Annotated in this window: 11 protein-coding genes and 2 pseudogenes; 11 read left to right on the top strand and 2 right to left on the bottom strand. The window is 73.5% G+C overall.

The features are described 5' to 3' along the window. The 3 genes and pseudogenes from I5E_RS25130 to I5E_RS25120 all read left to right on the top strand — a co-directional run. Positions 1 to 588 (top strand): annotated as a pseudogene (locus I5E_RS25130) (hypothetical protein); the annotation flags it as partial. Beyond that, complete coding sequence (locus tag I5E_RS25125; RefSeq protein WP_022905510.1) at positions 585 to 752, top strand: hypothetical protein; 168 nt, start codon at positions 585 to 587, stop codon at positions 750 to 752. The pseudogene I5E_RS25130 and the gene I5E_RS25125, both read left to right, overlap by 4 nt. 71 nt (positions 753 to 823) lie before the next feature. Next, positions 824 to 982: a hypothetical protein gene (locus I5E_RS25120; RefSeq protein WP_156794815.1), complete on the top strand. Its 159-nt coding sequence runs from the start codon at positions 824 to 826 to the stop codon at positions 980 to 982. 342 nt (positions 983 to 1,324) lie between these two features. Here I5E_RS25120 and I5E_RS01895 read toward each other — a convergent pair whose 3' ends face one another. Next, complete coding sequence (locus I5E_RS01895) at positions 1,325 to 1,687, bottom strand: hypothetical protein (RefSeq protein WP_022905508.1); 363 nt, start codon at positions 1,685 to 1,687, stop codon at positions 1,325 to 1,327. Between the two features lie 236 nt (positions 1,688 to 1,923). Here I5E_RS01895 and trpS point away from each other — a divergent pair, with 236 nt between their 5' ends. Further along, a complete protein-coding gene (trpS, locus tag I5E_RS01890; protein ID WP_022905507.1) occupies positions 1,924 to 2,994 on the top strand; it encodes a tryptophan--tRNA ligase in 1,071 nt (356 codons plus the stop codon). Here the strand turns inward: trpS and I5E_RS01885 are convergent. Further along, complete coding sequence (locus tag I5E_RS01885; protein ID WP_022905506.1) at positions 2,975 to 3,796, bottom strand: shikimate 5-dehydrogenase; 822 nt, start codon at positions 3,794 to 3,796, stop codon at positions 2,975 to 2,977. The two genes, trpS and I5E_RS01885, sit on opposite strands and share 20 nt — an antisense overlap. A 134-nt stretch (positions 3,797 to 3,930) precedes the next feature. Between I5E_RS01885 and I5E_RS01880 the strand changes: the two genes are divergently transcribed. The 7 genes and pseudogenes from I5E_RS01880 to I5E_RS01850 form a co-directional block, all read left to right on the top strand. Then, complete coding sequence (locus I5E_RS01880; protein WP_022905505.1) at positions 3,931 to 4,122, top strand: PspC domain-containing protein; 192 nt, start codon at positions 3,931 to 3,933, stop codon at positions 4,120 to 4,122. Between the two features lie 34 nt (positions 4,123 to 4,156). Then, positions 4,157 to 5,530, top strand: coding sequence for an L-serine ammonia-lyase (locus I5E_RS01875; RefSeq protein WP_022905504.1), 1,374 nt, complete (start codon positions 4,157 to 4,159; stop codon positions 5,528 to 5,530). A gap of 18 nt (positions 5,531 to 5,548) precedes the next feature. Continuing rightward, positions 5,549 to 5,779, top strand: coding sequence for a hypothetical protein (locus tag I5E_RS01870; protein WP_022905503.1), 231 nt, complete (start codon positions 5,549 to 5,551; stop codon positions 5,777 to 5,779). Positions 5,780 to 5,841: 62 nt separating this feature from the next. After that, positions 5,842 to 7,527, top strand: a complete 1,686-nt coding sequence (locus I5E_RS01865; RefSeq protein ID WP_022905502.1) for a bifunctional 3'-5' exonuclease/DNA polymerase — start codon at positions 5,842 to 5,844, stop codon at positions 7,525 to 7,527. A gap of 123 nt (positions 7,528 to 7,650) precedes the next feature. After that, positions 7,651 to 8,457, top strand: a complete 807-nt coding sequence (locus tag I5E_RS01860; RefSeq protein ID WP_031261065.1) for a phosphatase PAP2 family protein — start codon at positions 7,651 to 7,653, stop codon at positions 8,455 to 8,457. A gap of 10 nt (positions 8,458 to 8,467) precedes the next feature. Then, on the top strand, positions 8,468 to 10,114 hold the full coding sequence (locus I5E_RS01855) for a serine/threonine-protein kinase (protein ID WP_022905500.1): 1,647 nt from the start codon (positions 8,468 to 8,470) through the stop codon (positions 10,112 to 10,114). Between the two features lie 47 nt (positions 10,115 to 10,161). Further along, positions 10,162 to 10,849, top strand: a pseudogene (locus I5E_RS01850) (GH92 family glycosyl hydrolase); the annotation flags it as partial.

Raw genomic sequence — 10,849 nt, 5'->3', positions numbered from 1 at the left:
ATCGTGGGCATCGACATCGCGGGATCCTCGATCCGCGCGGTCGAGGTCGCGAACGCCGACCGCGCACGCCCGACCGTCCTGCGGTTCGCCGAGGTCCCGACGCCGCCCGACGCCGTCAGCCGCGGGGAGGTGCTCGAGCCGAACACGGTCGCGTCGGCGCTGCGCTCGCTGTGGTCGATCGGGCGGTTCCGTTCGCGTGACGTCGTGCAGTGGACGCGGACCAAGGACGTCGCAGCACGCCGGCTCCGGCACATGCTGTGGTTCCCGGACCGGCGGGTCGACAAGGGCCTGTTCGACGTGGTCGGACGGTTCTTGGTGGCAGCGGAACAGCTGCCGGACGGGTACGAGACGGGCGCCGACTACCGCGCGCTGCTCGCCTTCGTCCGCCGCGTCGTCGCCGCGCAGACCGGTGGCCGCGCCGATGCCGTCCAGTTCGCGATCGTCCGCACGGGCGGCCACGACGACACCGTGCCCGTCGAGGAGCTCTTCGCATCCCGACGGGAACCCATGCACGACGGGGACGGCCCCCGTCGGCAGCCGGACGCCGCCTCCGCAGCGTCCGCACGACCGAAGGAGGAGACCAGATGAACGCCAACACACGGACCGCGCTGTGGTTCGCAGCACCCGTCGTGCTCATCGCCATCGCGGTGGCGATACTCCTGTTCGACCTGCCCGGCTTCGCGTGGCTGTCGGTCCTGGTCGTGCTCGGCATCGCAGCCGCAGTCTTCGTCGTCTCGGCACGACGAGAGTGACCTCGGCCCCCCGGGCCGGGAACCGGGCCCAGCGCCCGACCATCACCATCGCAGAACGGAAGGAATCCAGCATGACCACCATCGCCGACATCGCGTTCGACAGCGACCGCGGGCAGCGGTTCGCACCGGAGCAGCCCCTCGCCGCGACCCCGCTCGCAGCGCTCGCCGCCACCTCGGTCTTCACGGGTGCGGTCGCCGCGTACGCGGTCGAAGAGGCCGTCGGGAACTGATCACCAGGACATCGAGGAAGGAAGCAGCGCATGCAGCAGACACGACAGCTCGACGCCGTCCCGTTCGACAGTGACGAGGCGACCACGTTCCGTGCCTCCGTCCCGTCGCGGCCACCCCGGCAGCGGTGGCCTGGGCCGGCGCCGTCGTGGCGGCGGCCGGGGTCGGTGCCGCCATCGGGGACGCCGTCGACTGACCCAGCCGCGTGACGGCGCCGGTGGGCGCCGTGTGCGGGCAGGACGGGAGGCGCGGTGCCGGTGGGTACCGTGCCTTCCGTCGTGGACGGTGCACGATCAGGGCGCGGCGCGGGTGCAGCTCGGTGCGGGGTTCGGGTGTGCTCCGCGCTACGGCCGGGTGTCGACGAGCGCGACGAAGCGGCTGCCGATGCCTTCGACCTCGTGCCGGGTGGCGCCCGAGGCGGGGTCCGGCGCCTGGTAGGGCTCGTGGTAGTCGCACATCAGGTGGTCCCAGTCGGGCCACCATTTCTTCGGACGCGCCTCCTCGGAGTAGCCGCACACGACGCACTCGAGCCGCGTCCAGACCTTCTTCGTGCCGGTGCGGTTCGCCCGGGACTGCACGAGCCAGGCGGGCGGGTCCTGCTCGATCGCCGTGAGCTCGGCCTCGCTGAGGCGTGCGGGGATCCCGTGTCGGGTCGCCATCTCGAGGGGGATGTCGAGCCGGACGGCGGCGTCACGTCGGGAGAGCATCCGACCAGCGTAGGCGACCCCGGCACCCGTGGCGGGGTCGTGCCGGGCGCTGGACGGTGGACGGCGCCGAGGGGTGTCGCTCCGGATGGGACCGCGCTACGATCCGCTGCATGCGTACACGTCGTTCTTCGTGGTGGCTGCGGTAGCAGCCTCATGACGCATGGTCGCGGGCTGCACGGCAGCTCGTAGACCCGCAGGACCGTCGTGCAGCCCTTTCTCTCGAGAGGGCAACTCCAGTGGACACCTTCACCGCCACACAGCACCGCATGCACGACCTCGACGCGCGGATCCGCGCCCGACCGGACCGGTTCCGCGTCCTGACCGGCGAACGGCCGACCGGTCGCCTGCACCTCGGGCACTACTTCGGCACGATCGCCGAACGGGTCGCGCTGCAGGGGCGCGGCGTCGAGACCTTCCTCGTGCTCGCCGACTACCAGGTCATCACCGACCGGGACACCGCCGGCGACGTCGCCTCGAACGTGCACGAGGCGGTGCTCGACTACCTCGCGGCCGGACTCGACCCGGCTGCGACGACGGTCTTCACGCACTCCTCGGTGCCGGCGCTCAACCAGTTGCTGCTGCCGTTCCTCAGCCTCGTCACGGAGGCGGAGCTGCACCGCAACCCGACCGTGAAGGCCGAGCTCCAGGCCTCCGGTCGCACGCTCAGCGGGCTGATGCTCACCTACCCGGTCCACCAGGCCGCCGACATCCTGTTCTGCAAGGGCAACCTCGTCCCGGTGGGCAAGGACAACCTGCCGCACGTCGAGATGACCAGGACGATCGCACGGCGGTTCAACGACCGGTTCGGCGAGGTGTTCCCGGAGCCGGAGCCCCTCGTCACGACGTCCCCGGAGGTGCCGGGGGTCGACGGGCGGAAGATGAGCAAGAGCTACGGCAACGCCATCGCGCTCGGCATGACCGAGGACGAGACGGCGGCGGTGGTGCGACGGGCACGGACGGACAGCGACCGGCACATCACCTTCGATCCGGAGCGTCGTCCCGGGATCGCAGCGCTCCTCACGACGGCGGCGCTCTGCACGGGCACGACCCCGGAGGAACTGGCGGACGAGATCGGCTCAGCGGGCGCGGCGGCGGTGAAGCGTGTCGCGGTCGAGGCGGTCAACGAGCGCTTCGCCGCGCACCGACGCCGTCGCGCCGAACTCGCACGCGACCCGTCGGTCGTCGCCGAGGTGCTGGCCGCCGGCAACCGTCGGGCGAACGAGATCGCCGAGATGACCCTCGACGAGGTCCGCTCCCGCATGGGCATGCGGTACACCGACCAGCCGATCACGCCTCGCGGCGACTGAACTCGCTCGCCCGTCGGACCTGGTCGTCGGTCAGCGCGACGCCGGTGTACCGCTCGAACTGCCGTGCGGCCTGCAGCGCGATCACCTCGGCGCCGGTGACGACCTGCTTGTCGGCAGCGCGCCCGGCGCGGACGAGCGGGGTCTCGGACGGGAACGCGACCACGTCGAACACGGTCGTCGCGGCATCGATCCGGTCCTGGTCGAAGGCGAGCGTGTCCTGCTGGTCGCCACGCATCCCGAGGGGTGTGACGTTCACGAGGACGTCGGCGTCCGGCGCGTCCCGCTCGTCGGCGACCCACTCGTAGCCGTACTGCGCGGCGAGGGCGGGCCCGGCCTGCTCGTTGCGGGCGAGCACGGTGAGGCGGTCGAAGCCCGCGCCGCGGAACGCCGCGGTGACCGCCTTGGCCATCCCGCCCGAGCCACGCAGGAGCACGCTCCGGCCGGGGTCGACCGCGTGCGAGGCGAGCAGCGACGCCACCGCTTCGTAGTCGGTGTTGGACGCGGTGAGCACACCGTCGTCGTTCACCACGGTGTTGATCGACTCGATGGCGGCCGCGGAGTCCTCGACGACGTCGACGAGGGGGATGATCGCCTCCTTGAAGGGCATCGACACCGAGCAGCCGCGGATCCCGAGCGCCCGGATGCCCGTGACGGCGCCCGGCAGGTCGGTCGTGGTGAACGCCTTGTAGACGAACTCGAGCCCGAGTTCGTCGTAGAGGAAGTTGTGGAACCGGGTGCCGATGTTGCTCGGTCGCGCGGCGAGCGAGATGCAGACCTGCATGTCCTTGTTGAGGATGGGCATGCCGTCAGTCTCCCATGTCCACGGGGATGGAGCGGTCCACCTCCGAGTGCTGTGCAGGGGTGGGGTTGTCCCCACCTCGGATCGGGGTGTCCCCCGGGTGCGATGCCGGGCGGAACCTCCGTAGCGTCGAGGCCATGACCACACTCATCCGCCCTCGCACGGGCCGTCTCCTCGCCGGGGTCTGCGCCGGCATCGCCGACCGCTTCGGCTGGTCCCGCACCCTCGTCCGCGTCGCCTGGGTGATCCTGAGCTTCTTCCCCGGGCCGCTCTGGATCGCCTACGTCGTCCTCTGGATCCTCATGCCGAACCAGGGCTCGCGTCGCTGATCGCCCACCCGTCCGGACGGGTTAGTGTGGCGGGATGCCGGTCTCCGTCTTCGACCTGTTCAGCATCGGGATCGGTCCGTCGAGTTCCCACACCGTCGGGCCGATGCGGGCCGGGCGCGCGTTCGCGTCCCGCCTGGCCGGAACCCCGGTCGCGTCGGTCGCCGTCGACCTGTACGGCTCGCTGGCGTCGACGGGCCAGGGCCACGGGACGCTCGGCGCGGTCGTCGCCGGTCTGATGGGCTCCGACCCCGAGACCGTCGATCCCGACGCCATGGGCGCGTCGCTCGCCGAGCTCGAGGACACCGGTCGGCTCCGGCTCGCCGGCGGCGCGACCGTCCCGTTCCGGCTGACGGACATCGTCCTGCACCCCCTGACGATGCTGCCCCGCCACCCGAACGCGATGCGCCTCCGTGCCACCGACGCCTCGCGCGCGGTCCTCGCCGAGGAGACCTACTACTCGATCGGTGGCGGCTTCATCACGAACGACTCCGAGGGGGACGTCGCCGAGGCCGCCATCCCCGTCGACGACGCCGTGCCGTTCCCGTTCTCGAGCGGCGCCGAGCTCCTCGCGGCGTGCGCGGCGAACGGGTTGCCGGTCAGTGGGATCGCGCTCGCCAACGAGACCGCCACACGCAGCACCGAGGACGTCCGGGCCGGCCTCCTGCGCATCCACGACGTCATGGAGTCCTGCGTCGAGCGGTCCGTCGCCCGCTCCGGGACGCTCCCTGGCGGGCTCACCGTGCGCCGCCGCGCCGCGAACTGGTTCGAGCAGCTCACCGCCGACGACCCCGAGCACGACCCGCTCTTCGCGATGGAGTGGGTGAACCTCATGGCGATGGCCGTCAACGAGGAGAACGCCACGGGCGGCCGGGTCGTCACGGCACCGACGAACGGGGCTGCCGGCATCATCCCCGCCGTCCTGTACTACGCCCTCACCTACGTCCCGACGGTCACCGCGGAGCACCGCGACGACACCGTCCTGCGCTTCCTGCTGACGGCCGGCGCCGTCGGCTCGATCTACAAGGAACGGGCCTCGATCTCCGGCGCCGAGGTCGGCTGCCAGGGCGAGGTCGGGTCGGCGGCGTCGATGGCCGCCGCCGGACTCGCCGAGGTGCTCGGCGGGACGCCCGAGCAGGTCGAGAACGCCGCCGAGATCGCGATGGAGCACAACCTCGGGCTCACCTGCGACCCGATCGGCGGACTCGTGCAGATCCCGTGCATCGAGCGGAACGCGATCGCGGCGAACAAGGCGATCAACGCGGCGCGGATGGCGCTCCGGGGCGACGGCGTGCACCACGTGTCGCTCGACCAGGTCGTCGAGACGATGCGCCAGACCGGGGCCGACATGTCCACGAAGTACAAGGAGACCGCGATGGGCGGGCTCGCGGTGAACGTCCCGCTCTGCTGACCGCGTACGGTCGGCCCCATGACGAAGCCCGACCGTGACCACCTCGACGACGGAGTCGACATGTCCTTCGAAGCCCGCCGGCAAGACACCCTCCGACGCATGTCAGGCTCCGACGAGCACGACGCCGACCCACGCGTCGAGGTGTCCCGCGCCGACGACGGCGACGTCCGCATCGACGTCGCCGACACCGCCGCCGTGCGTCCCGGTGACGCGGCCGGCCGGGACCGCCGCCGCGACCCCGAGCAGTGACACCGGCAGCCACCGAACCGACCGTGTGAGGCACTGACGGTGGCGCACGGCATGATCGTTCCGTGCACCTCGTCCTCCGCCGCGTCGACGGTGGCGTCCTCGCGACGCCCCTGACCGACGCGGGGACCGCCGACGGCGAGCCGATCCGCGTGGTCGAGCCGCGCCTCCCGGCCTTCGTCGCGGCCCGCGACGCACCCGACGTGCGCTGGGTGTGGGACGACACCGCGCGCTGGTACCCGGCCGTGCTCCGAGCGGGCGGCCGTGTCGGCCGGTGCATCGACCTGCGGCTCTGCCGACGCATCCTGCGGTCCGCGCTCGCGACGCGGGGCACCGCGCTCGCCGCGGCGCCGGCAGACGGGTGGGACGCACCCGTCCAGGAGGCGCGGGTCGCCCGACCGACGCACGCCCGGCTCTTCGACGACGCGCTCTTCGAGGTGTCGCCTCCCGACGACGCGCTCGACCCGGTGGCGGAGCTGCGCGCGCAGCTCGACGCGGTCGCGTCGTCCACCGCGCCCGGCGCGCTGCGACTCCTGGTGACGGCGGAGTCGGCGGGTGCGCTCGTCGCGGCGGAGATGCTCCACGCCGGGCTGCCGTGGCGTGCGGACGTGCACGAACGCCTGCTCGAGGACGCTCTCGGCCCGCGGGTCCCGTACGGGGTGCGACCGCGACGGCTCGAGGAGATCGCGGCCGTCGTGCGGGACCGGCTGGGGGACCCGTCGCTCAACCCGGACTCACCCGCCGACGTGCTGAAGGCCCTCCGTCGGGCCGGCCTGATGGTCACGAGCACGCGGAAGTGGGAGCTGCAGGAGATCGAGCACCCGGTCATCGAACCGCTGCTCGAGTACAAGCGGCTCGCCCGGTTGCTGACCGCGAACGGCTGGACCTGGCTCGACGAGTGGGTGCAGGACGGACGGTTCCACCCGAAGTACCTCGTCGGCGGGGTCGTGACGGGGCGCTGGGCCGCCGACGGCGGGGGAGCGATGCAGCTGCCGAAGGGGATCCGTGCCGCCGTGGTCGCCGACGACGGCTGGAAGCTCGTGGTGGCCGACGCGGCACAGCTGGAACCCCGGGTGCTCGCGGCGATGTCCGGCGACCGGGCGATGGCGACGGCCGGGGACGGGCGCGACCTGTACGACGGCGTCGTGGCGTCCGGTGCGGTCGAGACCCGGCAGCAGGCCAAGGGTGCGATGCTCGGCGCGATGTACGGGGCGACCCAGGGCGAGGGCGGGCGGCTCGTCCCGCGGCTCGAGCGGGCGTTCCCGGCCGCCCTCGGACTCGTCAGCCGGGCGGCCCGGGCGGGGGAGCGGGGCGAGGCCGTGACGACCCTGCTCGGCCGGACGTCCCCGGTGCCGGACGCCGCCTGGTTCGAGGCGCGGAACCAGGCGTACACGGTCGAGGGGACGCCGGCGATGCAGCGCGCGGTCGAGGCACGGGCGCGGAGCTGGGGCCGGTTCACCCGGAACTTCATCGTGCAGGGGACGGCGGCCGAGTGGGCGCTCGCCTGGATGGGGTCGCTGCGCTCGCGGCTCGCCGAACGCTTCCCGGGGCCGGTGACGGACGGCCCGCACCTGGTGTTCTTCGTGCACGACGAGATCGTCGTGCACACCCCGGCCGAGCACGCCGAGTGGGTGGCCGAGCAGGTGCGGGCCGCGGCGGCCGATGCCGGGCGGCTGCTGTTCCGCGACTTCCCGGTGGTGTTCCCGCTGTCGGTGGCGGTCGTCGACGACTACGGCGCGGCGAAGGACTGACCCGCGACGGCGTGCGGGACCGGGTGCCCGGTCCCAGGTGCCCGGTCCCGGTGCCCGGTGTCCGGCGCCGGTCGCCGCGGCGTGCACCGCACCTGCACACCCGGGTTCGGGCAGGGTGGGTCGATGCAGACCGATCACCCGGAGGCGCCCGACGAACGCGTCGGCACCGTCGACCTCACGACGTGGCGCACCCGTGCCGGACGGGCGACGGCGGCCGGCTGGGCAGCGCTCGGCCACCGCTGGGGCGCCCTCCCGCTGCTCGTGGCCACCCTCGCGATCGGCATCGGGGTGGCCGTCACCGCGACCTGGGTGGCGTCCGAGGTCTACGACGCGGTGCGCGAGGCGGACGACGTCGCCGTGCTCGACCGGCCCGTCCTCGACTGGATGCTGACGCTGCGGTCGCCGACGGCCGACACCCTCGTGACCTGGTGGACCGACGTCGCCGGCACGATCGGGATGCCGATCGTCGCCCTGGGGTTCCTCGTCGGGTTCACGATCCAGCGTCGTGCGTGGACGCCGGTGGTGCTGCTCGTGGCGGCCTCCGGCGGGTCGCTGCTCATGACGGTCGCGGGCAAGGACCTCATCGGCCGCGCCCGACCGCCGCTCGCCGACGCCGTCCCGCCGTACGAGCACTCGCCGTCGTTCCCGTCCGGGCACACGCTCAACGCCACGGTCATCGTCGGGACGATCGTCTACCTGCTGCTGCTCCGGCAGTCGAAGCTCGTGACCCGGGTGTGGACGATCGTCGCGGGCACGGCGTTCGTCGTCTCGGTCGGCATCTCGCGCGTGTTCCTCGGGCACCACTGGCTCACCGACGTGCTGGCGGCGTGGGCGCTCGGGCTCGCCTGGCTCGCCCTGGTGATCACGGCGCACCGGTTCTACCTGACGGCACTCCGCCGAGGTGCGCCACCCGTCAGGTCGCCCCGGTAGGTTGCCCCGCATGGAAGAACGGGTCTTCGGCGGTCGGTACCGCGTCACGGGAACGCTCGGGCACGGCGGCATGGCGTCCGTCTACCGGGCGGTCGACGAGCAGCTCGGCCGCGAGGTGGCGGTCAAGGTCTTCCGCATCGGGGCGGTGGACCACGGCGAACGTGCCCGTGCCGAGGCGGAGATCCAGACGCTGGCGGCGCTCCGCAGCCCGGCGCTCGTGACCCTCTACGACGCGGCGCTCGACGACGTCGACGGCGACTCGTACCTCGTGATGGAGCTGGTCCCGGGCAGCGACCTCGCGACCCGACTGCGCGAGGGACCGCTCGACCGGTCGACCGCCGCGGGTGTTGGGGCGCAGGTCGCCGACGGCCTCGCAGCGGCGCACGCGCAGGGCATCGTGCACCGTGACGTCAAGCCCGCGAACGTGCTGCTCGAGAGCGACGGCGTGCACGTCAAGCTCGCCGACTTCGGCATCGCCCTGCTGCGGGACGGCGCCCGGGCCACCCAGACCGGCACGGTGATGGGCACGGCGGCGTACATCGCGCCGGAGCAGGTCCTCGCGCAGCCGATCACGGGCAAGGCCGACGTCTACGCGCTCGGGCTGATGCTCCTCGAGAGCCTGACCGGCCGCCAGCCGTTCCCGGGCAGCGCGGTCGAGTCCGCGACCGCGCGCCTGACCCGTGGCCCGGAGATCGACCAGCACCTGCCCACCGCGTGGCGCACGCTGCTGCACGTCATGACCGCGCAGGACCCGGCGGAGCGACCCTCCGCCGCCGAGGCCGCGCAGCGACTCCGCGCGCTCGGCCACGACGACGCCGCGCCGGCCACGCAGCTGCTGCCCGGCGGTCCCGGGACCGTGACGCCCGCGGCGGCTGCCGGTGCGGCCGCCGCCGGTGCTGCCGCAGCCGGAGCGGCCGGGGCAGCACGCGCCGACGAGGCGACGCAGGCCATGCCGGCGCCTGGCGCCTCCGGGAACGACGCGGCGACGCGCGCGATGCCGACCGCGTCCCCCGGTGCCGAGGACGCGACCCGCGTGATGGACACGCACCGCCCGAGCGCCGCCGACGACGTCGCGACCACCGTGCTCGGCGCGCAGGCGTCCCGCGGCGCCACCGGTGCGTCGGCCGCCGGTGGTCGGCCCGGCGGTCCGGCCGGCCCGGTCCCGACCCCCTCGGCAGCGGCAGGGGACGACCGACCCCGTCGTCGGCGCGGCGCGATCATCGCGGCCGTGGTGGTCGTCGTGCTCGTGCTCGCCGGCATCGTCGTGGCCGTGGTCGCCCTGGGCGGTGACGACGGGTCGACGCCGGCCCCGACCGAGTCGAGCTCGTCGTCGACGGACGACCAGCAGCCGTCCCAGCCGGCCGAACAGCCCTCCGAACCCGCGGACCAACCGTCGGAGCCCGCCGAGCAACCCTCCGAACCGGCCGAGCAGCCGTCCGAACCGGCCGAGCAGCCGTCCGAGCCCGCGCAGCCGAGCGACCCGGCCGACGAGCCGTCGGTGGGGCCGGAGCCCTCGGCCCCGGCGAGCAACCCCGTCCAGGCGCCGCAGGACGGCGCGGACCCGGCCGTCGACACGAGTGGACCCGGGAACACCGGGAACACCGGGAACACCGGACCGGGCAACTCCGGCAACGCTCCCGGTCACAACAAGGGCTGACACGCCGGGGGTTCTCCTCCAGACGCTGGAGCAAATACGCTGAGCCGGTGCGAGAACTGCAACGGAGCGGTGGCCCGACGACGGCCGTGGCCGCGCGGAACGGCGTCGGCTTCGACTCGGCCGAGGGCCTCTTGGTCGAACGTCCCTCCGGCGACCACGTCGCCGAGGCGGTCGTGCCCGGGTTCACCGGGCGGGCGATCGAGCCGGGTGACGAGCTGTCGTGGGTGTGGTTCCCGGAGCGGGTCCTGCCCGACGGCCGCACGGAACCGACCGAGGCCGACCTGCCGCACTTCTGGGACGCCACGGCGTTCGTGGTGGACGTCGTCTGCACCGACGGCAGCAGGCTGAGCGACACGGCCCACGACCAGTACGGCGACGCGCTCACACCCGCGGCGCAGGCGGCCGCGCGCAAGCAGTGGGTCGACCAGTGGAACCGTCGCGCGGTGGACCTCACGCCGCTCGCGGGCCGGGTCGTGGACCGCCTGGAGGCGCGGCTCGGCTCCGACCCGTACCCCACGACCGCAGACGGGTCACGCCCGGCGCTCCGTGGCTGGCTCGACGCCGTCCGCATCGGTCCCGCGCGCCCGACCCCGAGCACCCCGCTCGACCACGTCCGCACGACCCGCGGCACGCAGGCGTCCGCCCGGTTCTCCCGCGGCAACAACGCCCCGCTGGTCGGCCTCCCGCACGGCGGGGTCTTCGGGCTGCCGATGACCGACGCCTCGAGCAACCGCT

The organism is Curtobacterium sp. B18, from assembly GCF_000333375.1.
Taxonomy (GTDB): Bacteria; Actinomycetota; Actinomycetes; order Actinomycetales; family Microbacteriaceae; genus Curtobacterium.
Note: the sequence above shows the minus strand (reverse complement) of the source record. Positions and strands in the feature narration are given on the sequence as shown.

What these genes read in the sequence shown, in the direction of transcription:
- I5E_RS01885 (WP_022905506.1), bottom strand. Translation starts at nt 3,796, where the DNA reads ATGCCCATCCTCAACAAGGACATGCAGGTCTGCATCTCGCTCGCCGCG.
- I5E_RS25125 (WP_022905510.1), top strand. Translation starts at nt 585, where the DNA reads ATGAACGCCAACACACGGACCGCGCTGTGGTTCGCAGCACCCGTCGTG.
- I5E_RS01875 (WP_022905504.1), top strand. Translation starts at nt 4,157, where the DNA reads ATGCCGGTCTCCGTCTTCGACCTGTTCAGCATCGGGATCGGTCCGTCG.
- I5E_RS01870 (WP_022905503.1), top strand. Translation starts at nt 5,549, where the DNA reads ATGACGAAGCCCGACCGTGACCACCTCGACGACGGAGTCGACATGTCC.
- I5E_RS01895 (WP_022905508.1), bottom strand. Translation starts at nt 1,687, where the DNA reads ATGCTCTCCCGACGTGACGCCGCCGTCCGGCTCGACATCCCCCTCGAG.
- I5E_RS01855 (WP_022905500.1), top strand. Translation starts at nt 8,468, where the DNA reads ATGGAAGAACGGGTCTTCGGCGGTCGGTACCGCGTCACGGGAACGCTC.
- I5E_RS01880 (WP_022905505.1), top strand. Translation starts at nt 3,931, where the DNA reads ATGACCACACTCATCCGCCCTCGCACGGGCCGTCTCCTCGCCGGGGTC.
- I5E_RS25120 (WP_156794815.1), top strand. Translation starts at nt 824, where the DNA reads ATGACCACCATCGCCGACATCGCGTTCGACAGCGACCGCGGGCAGCGG.
- I5E_RS01860 (WP_031261065.1), top strand. Translation starts at nt 7,651, where the DNA reads ATGCAGACCGATCACCCGGAGGCGCCCGACGAACGCGTCGGCACCGTC.